The organism is Peribacillus phoenicis (genome assembly GCF_047238085.1).
Lineage (GTDB): Bacteria > Bacillota > Bacilli > Bacillales > DSM-1321 > Peribacillus.
Map to the genome: position 1 here is coordinate 5,326,333 of NZ_JBDFMF010000001.1, position 24,718 is coordinate 5,351,050.

Genomic DNA, 24,718 nt, shown 5'->3' on the forward strand with positions numbered 1-24,718 from the left:
TTTAACGGTTAAGTTAGAAAGGGCGCACGGTGGATGCCTTGGCACTAGGAGCCGATGAAGGACGGGACTAACACCGATATGCTTCGGGGAGCTGTAAGTAAGCTTTGATCCGGAGATTTCCGAATGGGGAAACCCACTGTTCGTAATGGAACAGTATCTTTACCTGAATACATAGGGTACTGAAGGCAGACCCGGGGAACTGAAACATCTAAGTACCCGGAGGAAGAGAAAGCAAACGCGATTTCCTGAGTAGCGGCGAGCGAAACGGAATTAGCCCAAACCAAGAGGCTTGCCTCTTGGGGTTGTAGGACACTCAACATGGAGTTACAAAGGAACGGGGTAAATGAAGCGATCTGGAAAGATCCGTCGAAGAAGGTAAAAACCCTGTAGTTGAAACTTCGTTCCCTCCTGAGTGGATCCTGAGTACGGCGGGACACGAGAAATCCCGTCGGAAGCAGGGAGGACCATCTCCCAAGGCTAAATACTCCCTAGTGACCGATAGTGAACCAGTACCGTGAGGGAAAGGTGAAAAGCACCCCGGAAGGGGAGTGAAATAGATCCTGAAACCGTGTGCCTACAAGTAGTCAAAGCCCGTTAATGGGTAATGGCGTGCCTTTTGTAGAATGAACCGGCGAGTTACGATTTCATGCAAGGTTAAGTTGATAAGACGGAGCCGCAGCGAAAGCGAGTCTGAATAGGGCGAATGAGTATGAGGTCGTAGACCCGAAACCAGGTGATCTACCCATGTCCAGGGTGAAGTTCAGGTAACACTGAATGGAGGCCCGAACCCACGCACGTTGAAAAGTGCGGGGATGAGGTGTGGGTAGCGGAGAAATTCCAATCGAACCTGGAGATAGCTGGTTCTCTCCGAAATAGCTTTAGGGCTAGCCTCAAGATGAGAGTATTGGAGGTAGAGCACTGATTGGACTAGGGGCCCCCAACGGGTTACCGAATTCAGTCAAACTCCGAATGCCAAATACTTATTCTTGGGAGTCAGACTGCGAGTGATAAGATCCGTAGTCGAAAGGGAAACAGCCCAGACCACCAGCTAAGGTCCCAAAGTATACGTTAAGTGGAAAAGGATGTGGAGTTGCTTAGACAACCAGGATGTTGGCTTAGAAGCAGCCACCATTTAAAGAGTGCGTAATAGCTCACTGGTCGAGTGACTCCGCGCCGAAAATGTACCGGGGCTAAACGTATCACCGAAGCTGTGGATTGACACCGTATGGTGTCGATGGTAGGAGAGCGTTCTAAGGGCGTTGAAGTCAGACCGGAAGGACTGGTGGAGCGCTTAGAAGTGAGAATGCCGGTATGAGTAGCGAAAGAAGGGTGAGAATCCCTTCCACCGAATGCCTAAGGTTTCCTGAGGAAGGCTCGTCCGCTCAGGGTTAGTCGGGACCTAAGCCGAGGCCGAAAGGCGTAGGCGATGGACAACAGGTTGATATTCCTGTACCACCTATACATCGTTTGAACGATGGGGGGACGCAGAAGGATAGGGTAAGCGCGCTGTTGGATATGCGCGTCCAAGCAGTTAGGCCGGAAACGAGGCAAATCCCGTTTCCATTAAGGCGGAGCTGTGATGGCGAGGGAAATATAGTACCGAAGTTCCTGATTCCACGCTGCCAAGAAAAGCCTCTAGTGAGATGTAAGGTGCCCGTACCGCAAACCGACACAGGTAGGCGAGGAGAGAATCCTAAGGTGTGCGAGAGAACTCTCGTTAAGGAACTCGGCAAAATGACCCCGTAACTTCGGGAGAAGGGGTGCTTTTTAGGGTGAATAGCCCAGAAAAGCCGCAGTGAATAGGCCCAGGCGACTGTTTAGCAAAAACACAGGTCTCTGCGAAGCCGCAAGGCGAAGTATAGGGGCTGACACCTGCCCGGTGCTGGAAGGTTAAGGGGAGAGGTTAGCGCAAGCGAAGCTTTGAACCGAAGCCCCAGTAAACGGCGGCCGTAACTATAACGGTCCTAAGGTAGCGAAATTCCTTGTCGGGTAAGTTCCGACCCGCACGAAAGGTGTAACGATCTGGGCACTGTCTCAACGAGAGACTCGGTGAAATTATAGTACCTGTGAAGATGCAGGTTACCCGCGACAGGACGGAAAGACCCCGTGGAGCTTTACTGCAGCCTGATATTGAATTTTGGTACAGCTTGTACAGGATAGGTAGGAGCCTGAGAAGCCGGAGCGCCAGCTTCGGTGGAGGCGTTGGTGGGATACTACCCTGGCTGTATTGAAATTCTAACCCGCGCCCCTTATCGGGGTGGGAGACAGTGTCAGGTGGGCAGTTTGACTGGGGCGGTCGCCTCCTAAAGAGTAACGGAGGCGCCCAAAGGTTCCCTCAGAATGGTTGGAAATCATTCGTAGAGTGTAAAGGCACAAGGGAGCTTGACTGCGAGACCTACAAGTCGAGCAGGGACGAAAGTCGGGCTTAGTGATCCGGTGGTTCCGCATGGAAGGGCCATCGCTCAACGGATAAAAGCTACCCCGGGGATAACAGGCTTATCTCCCCCAAGAGTCCACATCGACGGGGAGGTTTGGCACCTCGATGTCGGCTCATCGCATCCTGGGGCTGTAGTCGGTCCCAAGGGTTGGGCTGTTCGCCCATTAAAGCGGTACGCGAGCTGGGTTCAGAACGTCGTGAGACAGTTCGGTCCCTATCCGTCGCGGGCGCAGGAAATTTGAGAGGAGCTGTCCTTAGTACGAGAGGACCGGGATGGACGCACCGCTGGTGTACCAGTTGTCTTGCCAAAGGCATAGCTGGGTAGCTACGTGCGGACGGGATAAGTGCTGAAAGCATCTAAGCATGAAGCCCCCCTCAAGATGAGATTTCCCATGGCGCAAGCTAGTAAGATCCCTGAAAGATGATCAGGTTGATAGGTCAGAGGTGGAAGCATGGTGACATGTGGAGCTGACTGATACTAATAGATCGAGGACTTAACCAACGCTTTTTAAAAAATGAAATACCTTCTTATTATCTAGTTTTGAAGGAATGAAAATTCTTCAAAAATGAATATAGTCTGGCAATGATGGCGAAGAGGTCACACCCGTACCCATTCCGAACACGGAAGTTAAGTTCTTCAGCGCCGATGGTAGTTGGGGGTTTCCCCCTGTGAGAGTAGGACGTTGCCAGGCTGTTCATTTAAATCTTTAAATGGGTTTTAGGAAACATTATATTATTCCGCAGTAGCTCAGTGGTAGAGCATTCGGCTGTTAACCGAACGGTCGTAGGTTCGAGTCCTACCTGCGGAGCCATATGCTTCCATAGCTCAGTAGGTAGAGCACTTCCATGGTAAGGAAGAGGTCAGCGGTTCGAATCCGCTTGGGAGCTTCCCAATCTATCTATGTACACAAACAGTTCGGCCCGTTGGTCAAGCGGTTAAGACACCGCCCTTTCACGGCGGTAACACGGGTTCGAATCCCGTACGGGTCACCATTTTAAATCATTAATCCGGAGGATTAGCTCAGCTGGGAGAGCATCTGCCTTACAAGCAGAGGGTCGGCGGTTCGATCCCGTCATCCTCCACCATTTTATTCTTTACTTGCCGGTGTAGCTCAACTGGTAGAGCAACTGACTTGTAATCAGTAGGTTGGGGGTTCAAGTCCTCTTGCCGGCACCATCTACAACCATATATTGCGGAGGGGTAGCGAAGTGGCTAAACGCGGCGGACTGTAAATCCGCTCCTTTGGGTTCGGCAGTTCGAATCTGCCCCCCTCCACCATTTTAATAAAATCCTGTGGATCAGTTATATATTCTCTTTATTGGGGAATTATATGATTACCACCTTTTTATTTTGTTGAATATTAATCATTGCATATCATATATTGGGCTATAGCCAAGCGGTAAGGCAACGGATTTTGATTCCGTCATGCGAAGGTTCGATCCCTTCTAGCCCAGCCATTTGCGGAAGTAGTTCAGTGGTAGAATACAACCTTGCCAAGGTTGGGGTCGCGGGTTCGAATCCCGTCTTCCGCTTAATATATTTCATATCCCTTAGGGGCCTTAGCTCAGCTGGGAGAGCGCCTGCCTTGCACGCAGGAGGTCAGCGGTTCGATCCCGCTAGGCTCCACCATCAACTACATACACCAAAACTTACGTCTTAAGCCAAAAATGGTTTAAGACTTTTTTTTGTTTAAGGCATAGTTGGGTATACTATTCGCAAGAAAGATCTTTTTTCACCAAAAACATATGTGATAGGAAAACGTGCATCTTTATACATGGAAATGTCGAGTTGAACCAACCGGCATATACGATATAAAATGGTGGAAAGGGGGAATTGTATGTCTATTCAGAAAATTTCCGTCATCGGGTTGCCTATGGACCTTGGTCAAGCAAGGCGAGGGGTTGATATGGGACCTAGTGCCATTCGCTGCGCAGAGATTGTCGAGCGGCTTGAAAGGTTGAAAATAGAAGTAGAGGATTTAGGGGATATAATTGTGGGGCGTCCTGAAAATGCAGATGAGCCTGGGACAAATCTAAAAAACTTACAGCTTGTAGCAAAGGGTAACACCCTGCTTGCCACAAAAGTTGATGAAATAATAGAAGGAGGCTCCTTTCCGCTTGTATTGGGAGGAGACCATTCGATAGCCATAGGTACATTGGCAGGAGTCGCAAAGCACTATGAAAAATTAGGTGTGATTTGGTACGACGCACACGGGGATTTAAATACGGAAGATACTTCACCATCCGGGAATATACACGGTATGCCCCTGGCTGTCAGTATCGGGCTTGGACATCCGGACCTAATCAATATCCATGGTTTTGCTCCAAAAGTGAAACCGGAAAACATCGTAATAATTGGGGCAAGGTCATTGGATGAAGGGGAAAAAGAACTTATTCGTGAGAAAGGGATTAAGGTATTCACGATGCATGAGATCGACCGTTTGGGAATGACACGGGTCATGGAAGAATGCATTGATTACCTAAGGGAAAGAACGGATGGCGTCCACCTTTCATTGGATTTGGATGGAGTTGACCCAGCAGATGCACCCGGAGTGGGGACACCGGTGATTGGTGGTATAAGCTATCGGGAAAGTCATTTGGCCATGGAAATGCTTGCGGAATCCAACTTGATTACATCAGCTGAATTCGTAGAGGTGAATCCCATTTTAGATGAGCGAAATAAGACGGCGATCGTTGCCGTGGCCCTAATGGGTTCGCTATTTGGAGAAAAATTATTATAACTGGAAAAATAAAAGAAACAGTAACCGGCTTGTAATGGGTTACTGTTTTTTATATGCTAGAAGACGTAGGTTTATTTTCCAGGGTGTATGTAACAGGAACAGAGTTATAGATAGATGGTTGCAATCGTATATCCGTATTCACTTGAGAGCACGTCTGTCTGTAAGATCTCCATTTTTAGTTAAATGGATGTATTGGATGATTAAAGAATCCAGTTTGCTGCTAACTTCAACAACCTCATTATCCACCATCGAAGAATGGGAAGCCAAAAACATCATCTTCTGTCTGTATTGTTCAATATGGTCTAAAATTTGTTCAGCAGTCATATAGAGAATCACTCCCTTGAATTTTACAATTTCTTACTATATAGCCCTGTTTTTTTTTTCTTAAACATAAAATGTAAAACTTTGTTAAAATTAATGTATTAAATTTTTGAAACCTTTTAGCTTACGATTCGTAGTAATCGTATAGCCGCATGAGCGGGGGTAATACCGGAAAATGGATGCACTCATTAAAGAGAGAATTAATCAAGTATTAAAGGGAGACCATAATGCATTTGGGGAAATTGTCGAAATTTACAAGGACAAAGTTTTCCAAATATGTTTCAGGATGCTCGGAAACAGGCAAGAAGCAGAAGATTTGGCACAAGAGGCCTTTGTAAGGGCCTACGTGAATATTCGGAGTTTCAATATAACTATGAAATTTTCTACATGGTTATATCGGATTGCGACCAATCTTTGTATTGACCGGCTTCGCAAGAAAAAACCGGACTACTATCTGGATGCAGAGGTGGCAGGAACAGAGGGATTGAATATGTATTCCCAAATTGCATCGGATATGGCGAAACCCGAGGAAGAAGTGGAATCTTTAGAACTGCAGGAAACGATTCAAGTGGAAATAATGAAATTGCCCGAGAAATACCGATCGGTAATCGTATTGAAGTATATTGAAGAGTTATCATTAAAGGAAATCAGTGAAATACTCGATTTGCCGGTCGGTACGGTTAAGACGAGGATACATCGCGGTCGGGAAGCCTTGCGTAAACAACTGCGCCATTTATAAAAAGAAGGTGAGAAAAATGAACTGCCATGAGGAAATCATTGAATATATGCATGATTATTTAGATGAGGACATCAAACCGGAGCATAAAGAAGTTTTACGGGAGCACTTGCATGACTGTGCTGAATGCCGGGATTACTTTCATGAAATGAAAAAGGCGGTCGCTCTTGTACAAAGCACTTCCCATATAAAGGCCCCGGATGACTTTACAGCAAAGGTTATGGCTCAATTGCCAAAAGAAACGAAAACAACAGGTGCCAAACGTTGGTTCAAAAGCCATCCCTTCATGACAGCGGCAGCGATGTTCATCATATTGATGACAGGATCTGTTTTTTCCACTTATAATCAGGACGAACATTTTTCAGTATCAAAGCAGCCTAACTTAGTGGTCGATGGTGAAACGGTGATTGTGCCTGAGGGTGAGACAATCAAGGGAAATGTGGTAGTTCAAAATGGTAACATTCAAATAGATGGTGAAGTAGAGGGAGATGTAACAGTCATAAATGGGCATAAATATATGTCTAAAGCAGGGAATGTGACTGGGAGCATCCATGTTATTGACCAAGCTTTTGAGTGGATGTGGTATAAAGTAAAGGACACTGCAACCTCGTTGGTTCCTGCTAAAGAGGAGAAAAAGGAATAAGGAATAGAAGCTGGGAGGGGGCACCGTTTTTCATTTACGGTGACTTCGCTCAGCTTTATTTTTTAAAGAAAAGGGGAACCATTTTTCATGATTCGTTTTTCCTATGTAAATTTCTCACACTAGTTTTTAGATGTATCATTTAAAAGATGGTATACTATTAAGGTTATTGTATAAAGATTGTAATTGGTATTTGGAGTAATACTGACTGGAGGAAACAACATGTCTTTAACCAATTTGACTGTTTGGGACTATGTAGTAAATTTCATTGATATTCTCCTTGTATGGTTTGTGATATATAAATTGTTAACTATTATTCGAGGCACGAAGGCTATTCAGCTGCTAAAAGGAATTTTTGTAATTGTCATTGTAAAAAGCTTAAGCAACCTGTTTGGTTTCAATACACTCGGATGGTTAATGGCACAAGTCATGAATTGGGGAGTATTGGCGATTCTCGTCATTTTTCAACCTGAACTGAGAAGGGCACTTGAACAATTAGGACGCGGGAAGCTCTTTGCAAGGGGCACCGTTCCAGAAGAGAATCAGCAAGAGCGTTTAGTTGAAGAAATCCTAAAGGCGTCCACCTATATGGCAAAAAGGCGTATTGGAGCCTTGATTACGATAGAAAAAGGTACGGAGCTTGGGGATTATGTTGAAACGGGGATACCCCTAAAATCATATATTTCTTCAGAATTGCTCATTAATATCTTCATCCCTAATACGCCGCTCCATGATGGCGCAGTTATTTTACAAAATAACCAGGTGGCGGCTGCAGCATGCTATTTGCCATTATCAGAGAGTCCATTTATTTCAAAGGAGCTTGGCACACGGCATAGGGCAGCCATAGGCATGAGTGAAGTTACGGATAGTCTTACGATTGTCGTTTCAGAAGAAACGGGAGGGATATCCGTCACTAAAAACGGGGAACTTTACCGGGATTTGAATCAAGAATCATTTAAGGCCATGCTTACAAGTGAACTGGTAGTGGAAAACATCAAATCAACTTCCTCAAGCATCTTTAACTGGAGGGGGAAAAAGAATGGATAAATTCACCAATAGCGCTTGGTTTATGAGAATCGTAGCTTTTGCATTGGCAGCACTTTTGTTCATTTCCATTAACTTTGAGATGGAGTCGGATAAAAAATCGCTTGGTTTATCGACAGCGCCTGAAATCAGTACGGAGACCATCGAAAATGTACCGGTTGAAGTTTACTATGACCGTGAAAATCTAGTGGTGAGCGGAGTGCCTGAGACGGTTGATGTTACGCTTAAGGGAGCAAAAAGCCTCTTGATAAATGCGAAAAACCAAAGGGACTTTAAAGTGTATGTAGACCTTTCTGATCCTGCAATCTCAATGGGGGACAGAACTGTCACATTTAAAATAAGTGAGTTGAATGAAAAGTTAGTGGCGACGATCGATCCGGAATATGCCGAAGTCAACGTTCAGGAACGGGTGACGAAGGAATTCTCTGTTGAAGCCGAGTATAATAGCTCATTACTTGAAGAGGGATATACTGCTGGTCAGCCAACAGTCAGCCCGAAAACTGTCAAAATAACGGGTGCTAAAGGTGCGATTGAACAAATTTCGTATGTAAAGGCAAACCTTGAAATAAGTAAGGGACTTAGCGAAACGGTGAACGCCAAGGCAACCGTTAAAGCCCTGGACAGGGACTTGAATAAGCTGGATGTCACGATCGAGCCATCTTCAGTTGCCGTTTCTTTAAAAGTGAGCATTCCTTCCAAGACGGTTTCGATAGAACCGAAGCAAACTGGCAAGGCAAAGGATGGCATCAGGATCACAAGTATGAGTGTCGACCCAGAAGAGGTCACCTTATTCGGTTCGGAATCGGACCTGGAGAAAATAGACGAAATAAATCTTCCTGTAAATATCTCGAAAATCGATGGTGATACAGAACTGGAACTCGATCTTAATAAACCGGAAAGTGTACAAAAAATGTCCTTGGGTAAGGCGAAGGTCAAGATTCGCACTGAGAAAGTTGATGTGGATGAAGAGAGTGCAGAGCCAGTCGTAGAAGAGGAAGAACCTGATACTGAACAAAAACAAGAAGAGCAAGTAGTCGAAGAAGAAGCAGAAAAAGAAAAAGATGAAACGGCTGCCATTGAGTCTAAAACTTTCAACAATATACAAATTGTGCCTGTGGGCATACAGGATGACCAAGATGCCGAATTGGAATCCGATGTAACTAGCATCACTTTGCTTGGTGAGGCGGATGATTTGAAGAAAATAACTAAAGACGACATTAATCTTACAGTAGATGTGAGTAATTTAGATGAAGGTACGCATGATGTGGATTTGGCGGTATCAGTGCCTAAGGGAATGGAATGGGAACTGGATTCTGAAACGATTTCGGTCACCATCACACAAAAAGACGAAGAGACATGACCTTGCTTTAACATCATCATTTAATTCAGTAACGATTTGAAGAAGGAGCGATAAAGATGGGTAAATATTTTGGAACAGACGGAGTAAGGGGTATAGCGAATAGCGAATTAACACCGGAGTTGGCATTTAAACTAGGCCGTTTTGGTGGTTATGTCCTTACTAGAAATACAGAAAAACCCAAAGTGCTGATAGGGCGCGATACTCGTATTTCAGGTGAAATGCTGGAAGGTGCGCTTGTTGCCGGTTTTTTATCCATTGGGGCTGAAGTGATGCGCCTTGGGGTCATTTCGACACCGGGAGTTGCCTATTTAACAAAGGCCTTAAGTGCTGAAGCAGGTGTCATGATTTCCGCTTCGCATAATCCGGTAGCGGATAATGGCATTAAATTCTTTGGACCGGATGGGTTTAAGTTATCCGATGATCAAGAAGCGGAAATTGAAGCACTATTAGATATGGAAAAGGATGAACTTCCACGCCCGGTTGGCGGAGATTTAGGCCATTTGAACGATTATTTCGAAGGAGGGCAAAAGTATCTCCAGTACTTGAAACAATCAGTGGATGAAGACTTTACAGGCATTCATGTTGCTCTTGATTGTGCACATGGGGCGACATCTGCCTTGGCCATGCATCTGTTTGCAGATCTTGATGCAGACATCTCTACAATGGGGGCATCACCCAATGGCTTGAACATTAATGATAAGGTAGGTTCCACCCACCCTGAAGCACTTGCTGAATTCTTAAAAGAAAAAGGTGCGGATGTTGGACTTGCTTTCGATGGTGACGGAGACCGTGTCATTGCCATAGATGAAAAAGGAAATATAGTGGACGGCGACCAAATCATGTATATCTGTGCGAAATACTTGAAGGAAAATAACCGTCTGAAACAGGGAACAGTGGTTTCTACGATCATGAGCAACCTTGGTTTTTATAAAGGTCTTGAAGAGCATGGCATACAAAGCGCCCAGACGGCAGTGGGGGACCGCTATGTGGTCGAGGAGATGCGAAAAGGCGGCTATAACCTTGGCGGTGAACAATCCGGACATATCATCTTCCTGGACTATAACACGACAGGTGATGGCTTATTGACGGGCTTACAGCTTGTGAACATCATGAGCGAAACCCAAAAAACCTTATCGGAGCTTGCTGGCGAGATGAAGAAATATCCACAAACGCTGATCAATGTCAGAGTTACCGATAAACACGCTGTAACCGATAATGAAAAGGTACAGGAAGTCATCAAGGCTGTTGAAGGGGAAATGAACGGAAATGGCCGTATTTTGGTGAGACCATCCGGTACTGAACCGCTAGTCCGTGTTATGGCTGAAGCACCGACAGTTGAGGAATGCACTAATTATGTGGATCGGATCGTCGCAGTTGTAAGAGCGGAAATGGGAATAAACGAATAACCAATCCTATGCATAAAAGGAACGAAATTTCCTTTTATGCATATTTTTATAAAGAAGTTCTTTTTCGCAGGTCTTGGTAATAAAGAATTGACCTATGTCCCTTGTTTAAGGTATGATTATCCTGATTTACAACTCATTTTCTAGAAAATGGTTGTTTTAAAAAGGAGGGTAGGCAAGGAGAAACAGATTCACAAAAGCGCCTGAACTAAGTCTGGACGAGAAATGGCTTAGTTGACGAGGAGGAGGTTTATCGAATGATCGGCGGATACCTCCCGGCTGAAGTGCACAGCCGCAATAATTCCAATCTTAAAACAGTAGGGCAACTTACTGCACAAAGGGTTGGAAATGCACAATGGGAAAAAGTGCTCTAGGGCATTTCCTTTATAAAAATATATATCAGAGATGAGGGGGCAGGGATGCCCCCGTGCATTCCTGTTCCCTCGAATCGGTTGGAGGAACAGAAATTATGTGTGGAATTGTTGGATATATTGGACTTAACGATGCAAAGGAAATTTTATTAAAAGGTCTTGAAAAACTTGAATATCGCGGTTATGACTCTTCAGGGATTGCTGTGAGAAATAAAGCAGGCGTGACAATCTTTAAGGAAAAGGGAAGGATCGCGGACTTACGAGCAGCCGTGGATGAAAATACTCTGGCACATACCGGAATTGGACATACGCGCTGGGCCACCCATGGTGTGCCAAGTCGTGAAAATGCCCATCCTCACCAAAGTAATTCAGGTCGATTGACTTTAGTTCATAATGGGGTCATTGAAAACTATGCGATTCTAAAACGTGAATATTTGAAGGATGTTGCCTTTAAAAGTGAAACGGATACGGAAGTCATCGTTCAACTGATAGAAAAGTTCGTGAACGAGGGCACGGAAGTGGAAGAGGCGTTCCGTCAAACACTCACACTATTAGAGGGTTCATATGCAATTGCCCTATTGGATGCTGAAAATGATGAAACCATCTTAGTCGCAAAAAATAAAAGCCCGCTGCTGATCGGCGTCGGAAAAGACTTTAACGTTGTCGCTTCGGATGCAATGGCTATGCTGCAAGTCACAGATCAATTCCTTGAACTGATGGATAAGGAAATGGTTATCGTGACAAATGAAAAGGTAACAATCAAGAACCTTTCCAACGAAGAAGTCATGCGTGCTCCATACACTGCTGAACTGGATGCAAGTGATATTGAAAAAGGTACGTATCCTCACTATATGCTCAAGGAAGTCGACGAGCAGCCAGCTGTCATACGTAAAATCATTCAAGCTTACCAAAATGAAGAAGGTAAACTTGCAATCGATTATAACATTACTGAAGCCGTAAGTGAGGCTGACCGTATTTATATCATTGCTTGCGGAACCAGCTATCATGCAGGGTTGATTGGTAAGCAATTCATCGAAAAAATGACTGAAATTCCGGTTGAGGTACATGTGGCATCGGAATTCACTTACAATATGCCGTTATTATCGAAAAAACCGTTATTCATCTTCATTTCACAAAGTGGTGAAACTGCAGATAGCCGTGCCGTATTAGTGTCCATCAAAGCGCTTGGTCATAAAGCCCTGACCATCACGAACGTACCTGGCTCTACATTGTCACGTGAAGCGGATTATACGCTCTTGCTGCATGCTGGCCCTGAAATTGCCGTTGCCTCTACAAAGGCCTACACAGCTCAAGTGGCAGTCTTATCAATCTTGGCAAATGTAACTGGCCAATTCCGCAACATGGAGTATGGTTTCGACCTTGTAAAAGAGCTTGGAATCGTAGCGACGGCAATGGAAGCCCTATGTGATTCGAAAGAAGAGATGGAAGAAATCGCCCGTGAATATTTGTCCGTTACGAGAAACTGTTTCTTCATCGGCCGTTCCCTTGACTACTATGTAGTGCTTGAAGGGGCCCTTAAGCTGAAGGAAATTTCATACATCCAGGCTGAAGGCTTTGCTGGCGGAGAGCTTAAACATGGAACGATCGCCTTGATTGAAGAAGGTACTCCTGTCATAGCTCTTGCTACGCAAGCAGGCGTCAACCTAAGCATCCGTGGTAATGTGAAGGAAGTGGTTGCCCGAGGCGCCAACCCTTGCATCATTTCCATGAAGGGGCTTGAAGAAGAGGATGACCGTTTCGTCATCCCGGAAGTGAATGAACTATTAACACCCCTTATCTCTGTTATCCCGCTGCAGCTCATTGCTTACTACGCAGCCTTGCATCGCGAATGTGACGTGGATAAACCGCGTAATCTTGCGAAAAGTGTAACGGTTGAGTAAGTTGGAATGAATGCAATGTATGTTGTTGAAAGACAACAAAGTCGGGTACTGAACAACAAAGTTGGGTACCCGATATAAAGATTAAGCACTAGAAGCATAGGGTTATATCCTATGCTTCTTTTTTTATATATAATACTTTTTTATATTAGCGGATAAATAACTAACTCAGCCGAGGACTTCAACAAATATTGATGTTGTGGATTACCTTACAGAGGATGTTGAAGGTGCAAAAGAGTTACAGTTGGATCTCCCTGAAACAGGAGTGTGCAGTATGAATCTAGCTTCTAGTTGCTGCTATTCTGTTACTTCAGCAACTGAATCAAAGGATAGTTCTTCCTGTGGTAGTCCTGTTCTAACGAGATTGGTAATTAAAAATAATTCATGTTACGAATAAACCAAAAGACCAGCCTGGATATTAGGCTGGTCTTTTAAATTTATCCTTTTTATTTCGAGATACAGTATTAATTTACTTTTGGATAAGATTGTTAATCTTATTGTTGGTTTAAAACAAATAGAAGAGACCACCTATTTGAAGTGAACCCAAAAAGTTAGAAGTAGGCATGTAACTTTTATACATAGTTAACGTCTAACAAAAAAAGGTGGGATTAACGTGAAAGTTAAGAAATTATACGCTATATTGATGCTGCTCTTACTTATAGTAGGAGGTTGTTCGAATGAAACCAAAGAAGAACCACCAGAAGTGAAAGTGAAAATAAACGATGTAAATATCGAAACAGCTAGAGGTACTTATCAGTGGGAAAAAAAGAGTTTCCTCTCCAATACGACGGTTATCGCCGATGCTGCTGCACCCTTTCAAATTGCTGAAGATATGAAAGCGGAAATAGTTGAACAAAGTTCAGTTGCAAATGTAGAGTTTAATGATGGCTCCCAACCACAATTACAGGCTTATTTATGGGAAGAAGAAAAGCGTGGCGAAGAATTACCTTTGAATCAACACAACATAACCTTACCGTCGGAAAAAGGAAAGTATGTAATTGAAATGAACGCTAAATGGTCAAATGGAGACTCCTCTTATACTTTTGTCGTAGAGGTACGATAATACAAGATTTTTTCCTCAACGAACGGATGCTAAATATCCAATCAGTACCCGACTTTTTTGTAACTGAACAATGTTAAGTAGATCTAAATAAAGATTAACTGTTTATAAAAAGTTGCGAAGCTTTACCCCTTTGGCTATGATTAGCCAAAGGGGTATTTTTATGTCTAAAATAACGAGAACCTCTCAAGTTGATAAGTGGATTAAAGCAGGCTAAGGAATAGGAAACGATGTGCAGTGACAATAAAGTTGTTTAATGCAATCTATTACATCCATCGGTAGGGAATCACGGCATTCATTAGAGCAAAGTTAAAGATCTTCCTATGGTGCATTGTTGAAAATGAAGACTTCATAAAATTTTTTTAATTTAGGAGAGAATGACATGGAAGTTTTTGCAGAATTTTTAGCGAATATTGATAACCCGCAACATAGGCAACGAACGGAAGAAGTCTTGGCTTGGGTAACTAAGAAATTTCCAAATCTAATGCCGAAAATTGCGTGGAACCAGCCTATGTTTACCGATCATGACTCATATATCATTGGCTTTAGCGTAGCCAAACATCATTTGGCTGTTGCCCCTGAAAAGGCAGGGATCGATCATTTCTCTGATGAAATCGTGCAGGCTGGCTATGATCACACCAAGCAGTTGGTACGTATCAAGTGGGATAATCCGGTTGATTACTCATTACTTGAAAAAATGATCGAGTTTAATATTTTTGATAAGGCAGACTGTTCAACTTTTTGGCGGAAATAATAAAAGCTGATTAAGGGTGAGTTGACCCTCTATTAAAGTGTCCATTATCCGGGGTTTATTCATTTAAGAAGTGAATCGATGTGGCCCTGAGGTTATAAGATCTCATATCTGCCGTCTGATCTAACTCCATAGGCAAAAAGGAGATTCCTCGGTCCTTATGACCTCACCTTTACGGTTGCGATTCCATAAATAGTATAAAGTTCAAAAAAAGCACAAGGAGTTCCAAATTTGGAACTCCTTGTGTTTTTGGTTTTTGATAAAATCGAGATATACAAATATTACAACCAAACTACTTAAAATATTAAAACAAAATTCATAGTGGGTATTTAAGGAAAAAATATTAGGTGGGGTGAAGAAATGAAGAAGTTACTATATATTTTTATATTAATAATTCCTGTATTTTTGTTTGGATTTAATTCATCAACCTTTGCAAGTTCTCCAACTAAAGAAGTTGATTTAAAAGAGGAAAGCCAATCAGGTGAGTTTCTGTCAGAATATACAACTCTATCAGGCACTGATGTACTTTTAGGTCAAGAAATACCTATACATGTAGATGAAAGAACAGGAGAAATAACTAATAATAGAATTGGTATATCTCCAGTGTGTGCTACTTGTAATCGATATACTTGGAAAACAGCCACAGATAAACGACAATCAAGTGTCTTTCACAAAAAAGTGACTGATACTACAAAATGGAGTCTTAACCTTACCTTCAAGGTAGAAATATACGGTAAATTAGTTATTTCTGGTGGAGGAGAAAAGATATATTCGGCAACGAAAAAATGGAATCAATACAAAGAAACATGGAAATTGACTGGAACACTAAAAACATATAGTCCAACTGGGAATTTGATAAAATCAGAACAAAGAAATGAAACCTACATTAAATATAAAAAAGTAGCAACAAAATAAGTTGGCAATAGTGTAAATGTAACCCTTATTCTAAAAAGGTTTTTTAGAATTTGAAAATATCTGTATCACAAAGGGGTAAGAATGGATACTGATATTAAACAAACTCATCGCTTTATATTATATATAACAATACTAATTATGATTATTTTTCCTTTTACACAACTTATATTACAAGAACTTTTTTTGCAAATAAACAAACAATTATTTTTCTTTATAAGTAAACTGGTTATTATCTATATGCTTTTTCTTTTCTTAAAAAAGAAAAAAATAACCTTATCTAGCATTCAGCTTAAAAAGGTACATGTAAAATATATTCTTCTTGGTATTTTAATGGGTAGTATAACTCACATGCTAACTGTGTTTTTTGGTAGGACCCAATATTATCTACTAACGGGCGAATGGCTTACTGCTGATAAAATTGTTGGTACACTTATGGAGAGTAGTAAAAACATAAGTTTTTGCAGCATTATCATGATTGGCTTTTCAGTGGCGATTAGTGAAGAAATTCTTTTTAGGGGTATATTATTAAAACAATATCAGAGAATGAACATAAAATCGGCCATAATTTTAAGTGCTCTTATTTTTAGCATTTATCATATGACGGTGGGAAATTTGGTTTTTGCATTTGTAATGGGTATTTCTCTTGCACTATTAACCATCTATACTGGAAGTATCGTTCCGGCTATCTTTTTTCACTTTTTAGTGAATGAAATAATGAGGATCATCATGCATTTCCCGGAAAAGGTTACTGTAACCTATTTTAAGGTAATGGTGTCTCCAATTACCACCATAACTGGTTTAATACTTTTTCTATCTATATTAACTTTCTTATTTATAAAAGTAAGAAAAAATAATCAATTTCAAAGTGAAAAAGTTAAATTCTTTGATAGATATATTATTTTGTTGTTTTTGATGTATGTTCTTTTCCTGACAATATATATTATAAAGGTTAAATATGCTGCCAATCCCTGAGGACTACTTTCATAAATAAATCTCTTTTATAGCTCAAAAGTAGCACAAGAAGTTCCGAAATTGGAACTCCTTATGCTATTGATTTTTGATAAAATCGAGATATACAAATCTTACAATCAAACTACTTTAAGATATTTATTAAAGGGCTGTGAACCTTTATACAAAAACATCAAGTTCAACTACCATACCTGTAAAAACTTCAACTGTATCAGGAAGTAATTTTATCCCAAAAATTAGTGCGAATTTAAAGGGTCTGTCTGTATCATCAAATCATGGAATTGTTAATAATTCTTTTGGTGGTTATGTAACGACAACAGTTACCAAAGGAACTCCTACAAAAATCACTACAAAAATTAGACATACTGCCTATGGATTAGTTGGATCTGGTGGTGTTGGTAAGGTGCAAGATAAAACCTTAACAGCGTCATGCACTTCTGGAAAGTATTGTACACTTAAACAAACATATCCATATACAGCCTCTGTAGCATATTCGACAACTTATGCTGAAGCGACTATTAGTCATAGTGGCGGGGCACTCGGAGTTACTGCTAAATAATTTTTTATATATAAAGAAGGTGATTAAAGTTTTAAACAATTTTAGTTTGGTTGGAACAATTATTCTGTTATTGGCGATTGCAGGAATAGGGTTTATTATCAGACGGATTTATTTAAAAATATCAAAATAATCATCTCTAATATTGAAAAAGAAAAAAAGAGGTAACATATTGCACATAACTCTTTCAAGTAAAATTTCTATCTACTGCCTTTTCTAAGTAGTCTACCGGAATATTTGTTAAGAAATGAAGCAGAACGGCCCATTATGGATGGAAAGGAGACGGAGCCTTCATTGGTGATGATCGGTTTTGGCGGACTTTCAGAAGAAGAGATAGAAAAAGGAATTGCCGTACTTTGAAATGCTTGGTTTTCTGAAATGTAAATTAATGAAAGTTTGGCCTCGAACTCATCTTAAAACAAAGTGGAAAGTAACGTTCAAATTTTAATTCCTCAAAAAGCTATCCAGGATAGGTGATTTTATTTAGCTTTCATTTTAATTCTGCGGAAGGCCAAAAATGTGGTCGGATATTAATCTGAAGAAACAATAACTACAAATAGATTTAAACCAGCTGACAAGTCAGCTGGTTTTTATGAAATAGGAAGCAGGATCGTAAAAGTAGTTCCCTTTTCGAGTTCACTTTTCACGGATATGGTCCCTTCATGCATCTCTATAATTCTTTTCACGATGGATAGGCCTAGACCGCTGCCGCTTTTTGAGCGTTCCCTTGCCAGGTCGGCTTTATAGAATCGCTCGAATATATGGAACTGGTCGGGTTCGGAAATGCCGATTCCATTGTCGGATATCGTTATGGATGCCAGGCTATCAATCTGTTGTAATCGAATCGTGATCTTTCCGCGATGGCGGGTGAACTTGATACTATTGTGTATTAAATTCGTCCATACTTGGCTCATTAAGTCCTGGTCTGCAACTATTGGAACCTTTTCTAAGGATATATCCAATTCGAGTTCTTTTTCCAACCAAGCGGGTTCACAAGCCAAAATAATGGTTCGTATTTGCTGATCGAGCCGGAAATCTGTCCTTTCAAAAGGATGATGCTCGGATTCTAGGGATGTAAGCTTTAGAAGGTTATCACTTAATTTAGATAATCTTCGGCTCTCTGTCTCAATTATATTAAGATAATGATTTCGTTCTTCGGTTGTCAGCTTATTAAATTGAAGAGCCTGGGCAAATCCTACAATGGAGGTAAGGGGCGACTGTATTTCGTGTGAGACGTTAGAAATGAATTCCTGCCGCATTTCCTCCATTTGCTTCAATTGCTTGGCCATGTGATTGAAGTGGTTAATGATATCCGTCATTTCGTTTCTCTTTCCCATTTTAAAATCCAATTGTACATTATAATCGCCATTTGCTATTTTCCTTAAGGCATCTATGATCTCGAGGTAAATATTTACCCGTTTATTGTGATGGATAGCACGGATAAGGTAACCGATGGATATCATGATTGCGATGCTTGTCATGATAGTGGCCAGAAACCGAACATAATCGGTTAACCTTAAGGGCAATAGTTCAATGATATAATAACCGGCGGAAAAGCAAATTGAAATAAACGTAACAAAAAACAGCGTGCCAAACATTTGTTTGAAAAATCGATTGCTTCTCATCTCGTTATCTCCAAACGGTAGCCCAATCCCCAAATCGTTTTAATCCGGAAGGGGAATTCGGATTCAGGAAACCGTTCCCTCACTCTTTTAATATGAACATCGACAGTTCGTTCATCACCTTCATAATCATAGCCCCAAATGTCTTCGATAAGACCTTCCCTGGAAAAAGTTTTTCCAGGATAGCTTGCTAATTTAAACAACAATTCGAATTCTTTTAATGGAATCGTATATTCCTGTTCTTTGAATGACATTTCATGAGTATTGCGATTCATCTTTAATTCGCCGATATTTAATGTTTGTGAAATAGTGATTTTATAGCGTTTTAGTAATGCCTTTATTCTCAGAACCAATTCGATCGGTTCAAATGGCTTTACAAGATAATCATCTGCCCCAAGCCCGAAACCTTTTACTTTCTGTGTTGTTTCCCCTTTTGCAGTCAGCATTAAAATGGGAATATCACTAAATTCCCGTAACTCCTTGCATAATTGCCATCCATCCATGTTAGGCATCATAATGTCGATGACTGCCAAATCGATTTTCACTTTTTCCATTACTTTCAATGCCTGCAGTCCATCTGAGGCCTCATATAGATTGAATCCTTCTTTTCTTAACAACAGGTTTATAAGTTCGCGAATATGTGCATCATCATCGACTATCAATATTTTTGTCATCCTTCTTCTTTCCTTTCGGTGAATTAGGCCAGTTCAAGTTTGTGCAGCTGCTGTTGGGCAAACTCGCGGTATAATGAATGCGTATTATACAGCTCTTTATGTGTTCCGCTGCCTGTTATTTTCCCTTTTTCAAGGAAGATGATTTGATCTGAACCGATAACGGTCGATAGGCGGTGGGCGATGACTATTGTTGTTCTGCCTTTCATTAAATCATTCAATGCCTGTTGAACCACTTTTTCTGATTTGCTGTCTAGGCTGGAGGTAGCTTCATCAAGCATTAATATTTTGGGGTTTCTTAAAAATGCACGGGCGATTGCGATTCTTTGTCTTTGACCGCCTGATAATTTCATGCCCCTTTCACCAACCTCTGTATCATATCCGTTCGGAAGCTCAGAAATGAACTGATCTGCATACGCCATTTTAGCCACTTGATTTAATTCCTCATCCGTTATATCCCGTTCGATGCCATAACAAATATTATCTCGAATTGTACCTGATACAATCGGGCTTTCTTGTGAAACATATCCAATCTGGCTTCTCCATGAAAGCAGTGTGAAATCATTGATGGATTTCCCGCCTATGGAAATGGACCCTTGCTGTGGTTTGTAAAAACGCTCGAATAATGAAAAAAGGGTCGTTTTTCCGCTGCCGCTTGGGCCGACAATTGCAGTGACCTTTCCGGCTTCAACGTTAAAGCTTATATCTTTAAGTACCTGTTCTCCATTATTATAACTATAGTTCAGGTTCTCCACGCTGATAGATTGACTCATATTTTGAACGGGCTGCTTCGCATCTTCTTCCTCCACTGAATCCAGAATGGAAATGATGCGCTCTGTTGCACCCGTTGCTTTTTGAAATTGTGTAAAGAAACTGGCTAATTGAGCCATTGGCATGATTATTTGGAAAAGATACATGATGAATGCAACTAGAGCTCCAGCTGTCAGGGCTCCTGAAGAAACGCGCATTCCACCATAACCTAAAATCAGCACGAGTAATGCCATCATCACAAAACTCATTAGCGGCGCAATCAACGCTTGGATTTTAGCCTCTTTTAATCCGAATTGAAATAATTTATGGATGCCTTTTTTTCCATTTTGATATTCCAAAGCTTCTGCATTCGAAGCTTTAACAAGGCGTATTTCCGTTAGCACCTGCTGAAGGACTGCGGTGAAGCTTGCTGTTTCGTCCTGCATCCCTTTTGAAATTTTATGCATTTTTTTCCCTAATGGCATTAATATCAAAACAGAGAGTGGAATTGCAGTGAACATCAATAATGTCATTTTCCAATCCAGTACGAATAACACGATCATGGAGCCTACGATGGAAATGATTCCAGTAACGAAATTTGAGAGGTGTTCAGAGATTAATCCCTTCACTACAGTCGTATCATTTGTCATTCGGCTGACTGTTTCTCCCGATGGATGTTCATCAAAATAACTCACGGGTAATACGAGTAATTTTTTCCATAGTTGATCGCGGATACCCGCCACTACAGATTGACCGATCCGATTTAATAAATAGATGGAAAATCCACTGGCCAACGCTTGAACAATGATGGCAAGAACGAGAAGTGAGATCCGTTCAGTGCTTAGTGAACTGATTGAAAAATCATTAATTAGATTTTTTGTGAATAAAGGGACCAATAAACCTACACCTGTTGTACCTAGGCTTAATGCTAATGCAATCCCTATCATTAGTTTAGAAGGCTTCGTCTGTTGAACCAACCGAATGAACTGGCGCCATCCTTTTTGATTTTTTACTTCTGACATATGTAAATACATCCTTTCTTGGTTTTCATTACAGAGAAGTATATAAAGAAGTTATGAATTGAATATGAACTAGTCTTAGTTATTCCACGAAAATTCTGGTGAACCTTTTCTGAATGGTAAAGTTGAAAAAATATGGCGGACACTTAAAATAGTGTCGGCTTTTTTTAATGAAAAGAAAAGAAAATTAAATATTCGATGGTTAACGGTAAGGGAGATGTATAAGGATCTCAAGACTAGGTTGGGTAGGTAAAAAGATATAGTGATATTTTGATTTTTAATTCATTTTTAATAATAAATACCTATATAAGCTAAAAACTTACCTGTTTTAACCGATTAAATATGGAGATACAAAAAACAGTATAAGTTAGGTGGAAAAAATGATTATTTTGAATGAGTCCATTGTGTCGCCAATTCTTCTAAAGGTGTTAGAGGAAAAGCAAATTCCAGTGCTGGAACAAGGGCGATGGGGAGACAGATTAACATCAGAAAAGCTAAACATTCAAAAGGATACAGAATTTTTCAAGTCCATGGAAATGGACAAAAGGATTCTTACAAACTCTGAAAATGGCATAACATTATTAGGTCATTTTCAACCGAATAGTAATGAATACATTTGGTCAAAGTTATTGAAGGATAAGAGTCAGGTACGAAATTTGACGAAATCTTTATATCCTGATTTCTATTTCCAAGATATTGATTTATCCATTATAAGTGACTTGGGTAAAAATCAAATACCGTTTCCGGTAGTTATCAAACCCAATATTGGCTATTCAAGTGTAGGGGTGCACAAAGTCAAGAATGAGCAGGATTGGGATATTGCCGTGAACCAGCTTAAAGCGGATTTACTTCATTCTGATGGATTATATGATTCAGAGGTGATCGGTTCCCAGACCGTTTTAATAGAAGAGTGGATTCAGGGTGAAGAGTATGCCATTGATGGTTATTACAATCAAGATGGTGAACCGGTCATTTTGAATGTCTTTAAACGACTATTCAAGGATGATTACGATACTTCCGATCGAATTTATTATACTTCGAAGTTGGCCATTAATGAAATCTATCATGATGCACTAAAGTTCATGAGGAATATTCAAACGGTCCTTCCCCTTAGGAATTACCCGGTACACTTTGAAATTCGCAAAAAAGGAAACCGGGTGATACCCATCGAAATCAATCCCTTGCGTTTTGCCGGGGCGGGTACAACGGATCTAGGTTACCATGCCTATGGAATGAATATGTATGAACACTATTTTTCAGGAACGAAACCGGATTGGAATCGGATATTGGAAGAGATGGACGATCATATATATAGTTTTTTCTTTGCAGAGGTTCCACTGGAAATAAATCTGGAAGATGTTGCACGTATTGATCATGAAGGACTTCGTCATGAATTCGAACATGTTTTGGAATATAGGCAGCTTCCTTTCCAAAATGACCGGAGCATGGCCATCATCTTTTATAGAAGTGAGGATTTGAATAAAAATCTCCAATTGCTTCATTTGGATTTAATACCATATTTGACTATAAAACACCTGGTTTTCAACTAAGGGGGGCATGGAAATGAGATTTTCAAAGCTGAATCCTAAAAAATCTCTATTGGCAAAACTATTCTTGTTTTATATTATTCCTTTCGTACTTTTCGCAGGGGCCATGGGCCTTTGCTTTTCCTATATTACTAATAAAATGATCAATGAGAATGTCCTTCCACAATTCGATGATCGTCTTTCTGAAAATGCCCACAGTTTGGCAGCAAGCCTCAATCCCACTTTGATAAACAAGGCTTCGGATCGGGGAGAAGAGATTAAGCGGGAGTTGGATGCTTTTGTTAAAGATAAAAAGGGAATCGAATATGTTTATGTTTTGAAGCGGGAGAACGATGCCGACATGATTGTAGCCTTGAACGGAAGCGAGGACTACATGGTGGAATCCCCCTTCACGCCGGAACAGGCAAAATCGATAAATGGAAAAGAAGATGTATTAAGTGAAATATATAAAGATAAGTGGGGTACACACAAGTCATACTTTACGCCAATCGATGGAACGGATGCGATTGTCGGAATCGATATGGATGCAAAATTCATTGATGAATTGAAAAGCACAATGATATTCTATAATATCTTATTTCTGGCAAGTGCCATTATATTGGGTGTGTTATGCGCCGTTGTCATCGGGAAAAAGATTTCGGGACCCGTCAATGAACTTGTTGGTTACACGAATGAAATGGCAAAAGGGGACTTAAGTAAATCGATTCCAGTTGGTAGACAGGATGAGATTGGCGATCTGTCAAATGGATTTGAAGATATGAGATTAAGTTTGGCGCATATTATCCAGAATGTCCGTGAACATGCTCAAACGATGAATCAAACGACAGTGTACATTCAGCAATCTTTTGAAGAGATGGTGGAATCCTATGGCCAGATAGTGACGGGGACAACGGAAGAAGCAAAAGCTTCGGAAGAACGTGCACATCATATTGACCGAATTTCCAATATGATCAGTGACTTATCTGATACAATCCGTTTGATGAACGAGCAAACGAATGAAATGAATGAATTTACGATGCATACGAATACACTTGCTGAACAAGGAAGTAAGCAAGTGCAAGATGTAACGAGCCAGATGGATAAAATCATGGAAAATGGCCAAGCGAACAAAGCCAATTTGGTGAGCCTGGAAGAGGATGTAGTGAAGATAAATGAAGTGATTGGTCTAATTAGAGTGATTGCTTCTCAAACGAACCTGCTATCCCTGAATGCTTCCATTGAAGCGGCACGGGCGGGGGATGCGGGCAGAGGTTTTGCCGTAGTCGCTCAAGAGGTGCAAAAATTGGCTGTGCAAACAGATGAATCCATCGATATCATTTCAGAATCCATTATGCGGATTAATGAACAAACAGCCAAAGTCATCCAAAATAATGATGAGAGTTTTCAGGATATATTAAATGGTGTTTCCTTAGTGGAAAACAATGGCGAGATTTTCAATAAGATATTTGAATCCGTAGAGAAATTGCTGAAAGGAACAGAACAATTAGCCGCCCATTCGAAAAAAATCAATGAGTCTTCGGATGAAAGCCTGGCATCCATTCAGGAAATTGCGGCGATTTCAGAAGAAGGAGTCGCAACGACGGAGCAAATCTCGGCCGCTGCCATTCAACAAAGTACCATAATGACTGGATTGAAGGAACAAAATCAAGATTTAGCAAATGAATCGGCAATTTTAGAAGAAATGGTCGAAAAGTTCATTACCGAAAAATAAATATTTGATGTAAACATCTACAAAAACCTTTCGTTATAACGAGAGGTTTTTGTTTGGAGTAATGCATGTAAGAGTTCATGTGTAATAGATAGAGTCACTTTCATTACAGCTTATTTTTTCATCGAATTGAGAGAGTATTAAAAATTGCAGGAAAAAAGTTTATCCAAACCATTTGCAATCGCTACCATTTAATGTT

General features: G+C 41.0%; 18 protein-coding genes, 9 tRNA genes and 2 rRNA genes. 25 read left to right on the forward strand and 4 right to left on the reverse strand.

Features of this window, described 5'->3' with window-relative positions; all coding sequences use genetic code 11:
• The first annotated feature begins 6 nt into the window (after window positions 1–6).
• The 12 genes from ABC374_RS26490 (at window position 7) to rocF (ending at window position 5,178) form a co-directional block, all read left to right on the forward strand.
• A 23S ribosomal RNA gene (locus ABC374_RS26490) occupies window positions 7–2,939 on the forward strand.
• 74 nt (window positions 2,940–3,013) lie between these two features.
• Window positions 3,014–3,129: ribosomal RNA gene (rrf, locus tag ABC374_RS26495) — 5S ribosomal RNA — on the forward strand.
• Between the two features lie 45 nt (window positions 3,130–3,174).
• Window positions 3,175–3,249: transfer RNA gene (locus ABC374_RS26500), tRNA-Asn, on the forward strand.
• A gap of 3 nt (window positions 3,250–3,252) precedes the next feature.
• Window positions 3,253–3,325: transfer RNA gene (locus tag ABC374_RS26505), tRNA-Thr, on the forward strand.
• Between the two features lie 30 nt (window positions 3,326–3,355).
• A tRNA-Glu gene (locus ABC374_RS26510) sits at window positions 3,356–3,430 on the forward strand.
• 17 nt (window positions 3,431–3,447) lie between these two features.
• Window positions 3,448–3,523, forward strand: a tRNA-Val gene (locus ABC374_RS26515).
• A 15-nt stretch (window positions 3,524–3,538) separates the two neighbouring features.
• A tRNA-Thr gene (locus ABC374_RS26520) sits at window positions 3,539–3,614 on the forward strand.
• A gap of 18 nt (window positions 3,615–3,632) precedes the next feature.
• Window positions 3,633–3,716, forward strand: a tRNA-Tyr gene (locus tag ABC374_RS26525).
• 104 nt (window positions 3,717–3,820) lie between these two features.
• Window positions 3,821–3,895 (forward strand) — tRNA-Gln (locus tag ABC374_RS26530).
• 3 nt (window positions 3,896–3,898) lie between these two features.
• Window positions 3,899–3,970 (forward strand) — tRNA-Gly (locus ABC374_RS26535).
• Between the two features lie 21 nt (window positions 3,971–3,991).
• A tRNA-Ala gene (locus ABC374_RS26540) sits at window positions 3,992–4,067 on the forward strand.
• 208 nt (window positions 4,068–4,275) lie between these two features.
• Window positions 4,276–5,178 (forward strand): arginase, encoded by a 903-nt coding sequence (gene rocF / locus ABC374_RS26545; protein ID WP_413020149.1) that lies wholly within the window; start codon window positions 4,276–4,278, stop codon window positions 5,176–5,178.
• A 138-nt stretch (window positions 5,179–5,316) separates the two neighbouring features.
• Here the strand turns inward: rocF and ABC374_RS26550 are convergent, their stop codons facing one another.
• Window positions 5,317–5,502, reverse strand: coding sequence for a Spo0E family sporulation regulatory protein-aspartic acid phosphatase (locus ABC374_RS26550; RefSeq protein ID WP_350300884.1), 186 nt, complete (start codon window positions 5,500–5,502; stop codon window positions 5,317–5,319).
• A gap of 172 nt (window positions 5,503–5,674) precedes the next feature.
• Between ABC374_RS26550 and sigW the strand changes: the two genes are divergently transcribed.
• From sigW to ABC374_RS26605, 11 genes are all read left to right on the forward strand, one after another.
• A complete protein-coding gene (gene sigW / locus ABC374_RS26555) occupies window positions 5,675–6,238 on the forward strand; it encodes an RNA polymerase sigma factor SigW (RefSeq protein WP_048685727.1) in 564 nt (187 codons plus the stop codon).
• 16 nt (window positions 6,239–6,254) lie between these two features.
• The gene (locus tag ABC374_RS26560) at window positions 6,255–6,878 is read left to right on the forward strand and encodes an anti-sigma factor family protein (protein WP_350300885.1); all 624 of its coding nucleotides are present in this window, start codon (window positions 6,255–6,257) and stop codon (window positions 6,876–6,878) included.
• Between the two features lie 219 nt (window positions 6,879–7,097).
• Entirely contained in the window at window positions 7,098–7,922 is an 825-nt protein-coding gene (gene cdaA / locus ABC374_RS26565) for a diadenylate cyclase CdaA (RefSeq protein ID WP_137020543.1), read from the forward strand.
• The gene (locus ABC374_RS26570) at window positions 7,915–9,279 is read left to right on the forward strand and encodes a CdaR family protein (protein ID WP_350300886.1); all 1,365 of its coding nucleotides are present in this window, start codon (window positions 7,915–7,917) and stop codon (window positions 9,277–9,279) included. Before cdaA ends, ABC374_RS26570 begins: the two co-directional genes overlap by 8 nt.
• 56 nt (window positions 9,280–9,335) lie before the next feature.
• Complete coding sequence (glmM, locus tag ABC374_RS26575; protein WP_413020150.1) at window positions 9,336–10,685, forward strand: phosphoglucosamine mutase; 1,350 nt, start codon at window positions 9,336–9,338, stop codon at window positions 10,683–10,685.
• A gap of 466 nt (window positions 10,686–11,151) precedes the next feature.
• Window positions 11,152–12,954 (forward strand): glutamine--fructose-6-phosphate transaminase (isomerizing), encoded by a 1,803-nt coding sequence (gene glmS / locus ABC374_RS26580; protein ID WP_413020151.1) that lies wholly within the window; start codon window positions 11,152–11,154, stop codon window positions 12,952–12,954.
• A gap of 610 nt (window positions 12,955–13,564) precedes the next feature.
• The gene (locus ABC374_RS26585; protein ID WP_350300889.1) at window positions 13,565–14,014 is read left to right on the forward strand and encodes a hypothetical protein; all 450 of its coding nucleotides are present in this window, start codon (window positions 13,565–13,567) and stop codon (window positions 14,012–14,014) included.
• A gap of 379 nt (window positions 14,015–14,393) precedes the next feature.
• Window positions 14,394–14,765: an iron chaperone gene (locus ABC374_RS26590; RefSeq protein ID WP_413020152.1), complete on the forward strand. Its 372-nt coding sequence runs from the start codon at window positions 14,394–14,396 to the stop codon at window positions 14,763–14,765.
• Between the two features lie 357 nt (window positions 14,766–15,122).
• A complete protein-coding gene (locus tag ABC374_RS26595; RefSeq protein WP_413020153.1) occupies window positions 15,123–15,677 on the forward strand; it encodes a hypothetical protein in 555 nt (184 codons plus the stop codon).
• An 81-nt stretch (window positions 15,678–15,758) separates the two neighbouring features.
• Window positions 15,759–16,649, forward strand: a complete 891-nt coding sequence (locus ABC374_RS26600) for a CPBP family intramembrane glutamic endopeptidase (protein WP_413020154.1) — start codon at window positions 15,759–15,761, stop codon at window positions 16,647–16,649.
• Window positions 16,650–16,797: 148 nt separating this feature from the next.
• Window positions 16,798–17,205 carry a hypothetical protein gene (locus tag ABC374_RS26605; protein WP_413020156.1) on the forward strand — a complete coding sequence of 136 codons (408 nt, stop codon included), beginning with the start codon at window positions 16,798–16,800 and terminating at the stop codon, window positions 17,203–17,205.
• Window positions 17,206–17,792: 587 nt separating this feature from the next.
• On the opposite strand, the gene ABC374_RS26610 is transcribed toward ABC374_RS26605, so the two are convergent.
• From ABC374_RS26610 to ABC374_RS26620, 3 genes are read right to left on the reverse strand one after another with little or no spacing between them, the layout of a single operon-like run.
• Window positions 17,793–18,827 carry a sensor histidine kinase gene (locus tag ABC374_RS26610; protein WP_413020157.1) on the reverse strand — a complete coding sequence of 345 codons (1,035 nt, stop codon included), beginning with the start codon at window positions 18,825–18,827 and terminating at the stop codon, window positions 17,793–17,795.
• Window positions 18,824–19,498 (reverse strand): response regulator, encoded by a 675-nt coding sequence (locus ABC374_RS26615; RefSeq protein WP_413020158.1) that lies wholly within the window; start codon window positions 19,496–19,498, stop codon window positions 18,824–18,826. The genes ABC374_RS26610 and ABC374_RS26615 overlap by 4 nt, the downstream gene beginning before the upstream one ends.
• Before the next feature lie 23 nt (window positions 19,499–19,521).
• Window positions 19,522–21,279, reverse strand: a complete 1,758-nt coding sequence (locus ABC374_RS26620) for an ABC transporter ATP-binding protein (RefSeq protein WP_413020159.1) — start codon at window positions 21,277–21,279, stop codon at window positions 19,522–19,524.
• A gap of 365 nt (window positions 21,280–21,644) precedes the next feature.
• Between ABC374_RS26620 and ABC374_RS26625 the strand changes: the two genes are divergently transcribed.
• Complete coding sequence (locus ABC374_RS26625) at window positions 21,645–22,814, forward strand: ATP-grasp domain-containing protein (protein ID WP_413020160.1); 1,170 nt, start codon at window positions 21,645–21,647, stop codon at window positions 22,812–22,814.
• A gap of 13 nt (window positions 22,815–22,827) precedes the next feature.
• A complete protein-coding gene (locus ABC374_RS26630) occupies window positions 22,828–24,522 on the forward strand; it encodes a methyl-accepting chemotaxis protein (RefSeq protein WP_413020161.1) in 1,695 nt (564 codons plus the stop codon).
• Window positions 24,523–24,718: the final 196 nt, after the last annotated feature.

Excerpts from the sequence above, each read along its gene's own strand:
- rocF (WP_413020149.1), top strand. The coding sequence starts at position 4,276 with ATGTCTATTCAGAAAATTTCCGTCATCGGGTTGCCTATGGACCTTGGT.
- ABC374_RS26550 (WP_350300884.1), bottom strand. The coding sequence starts at position 5,502 with ATGACTGCTGAACAAATTTTAGACCATATTGAACAATACAGACAGAAG.
- sigW (WP_048685727.1), top strand. The coding sequence starts at position 5,675 with ATGGATGCACTCATTAAAGAGAGAATTAATCAAGTATTAAAGGGAGAC.
- ABC374_RS26560 (WP_350300885.1), top strand. The coding sequence starts at position 6,255 with ATGAACTGCCATGAGGAAATCATTGAATATATGCATGATTATTTAGAT.
- cdaA (WP_137020543.1), top strand. The coding sequence starts at position 7,098 with ATGTCTTTAACCAATTTGACTGTTTGGGACTATGTAGTAAATTTCATT.
- ABC374_RS26570 (WP_350300886.1), top strand. The coding sequence starts at position 7,915 with ATGGATAAATTCACCAATAGCGCTTGGTTTATGAGAATCGTAGCTTTT.
- glmM (WP_413020150.1), top strand. The coding sequence starts at position 9,336 with ATGGGTAAATATTTTGGAACAGACGGAGTAAGGGGTATAGCGAATAGC.
- glmS (WP_413020151.1), top strand. The coding sequence starts at position 11,152 with ATGTGTGGAATTGTTGGATATATTGGACTTAACGATGCAAAGGAAATT.
- ABC374_RS26590 (WP_413020152.1), top strand. The coding sequence starts at position 14,394 with ATGGAAGTTTTTGCAGAATTTTTAGCGAATATTGATAACCCGCAACAT.
- ABC374_RS26595 (WP_413020153.1), top strand. The coding sequence starts at position 15,123 with ATGAAGAAGTTACTATATATTTTTATATTAATAATTCCTGTATTTTTG.
- ABC374_RS26600 (WP_413020154.1), top strand. The coding sequence starts at position 15,759 with ATGGATACTGATATTAAACAAACTCATCGCTTTATATTATATATAACA.
- ABC374_RS26610 (WP_413020157.1), bottom strand. The coding sequence starts at position 18,827 with ATGAGAAGCAATCGATTTTTCAAACAAATGTTTGGCACGCTGTTTTTT.
- ABC374_RS26615 (WP_413020158.1), bottom strand. The coding sequence starts at position 19,498 with ATGACAAAAATATTGATAGTCGATGATGATGCACATATTCGCGAACTT.
- ABC374_RS26620 (WP_413020159.1), bottom strand. The coding sequence starts at position 21,279 with ATGTATTTACATATGTCAGAAGTAAAAAATCAAAAAGGATGGCGCCAG.
- ABC374_RS26625 (WP_413020160.1), top strand. The coding sequence starts at position 21,645 with ATGATTATTTTGAATGAGTCCATTGTGTCGCCAATTCTTCTAAAGGTG.
- ABC374_RS26630 (WP_413020161.1), top strand. The coding sequence starts at position 22,828 with ATGAGATTTTCAAAGCTGAATCCTAAAAAATCTCTATTGGCAAAACTA.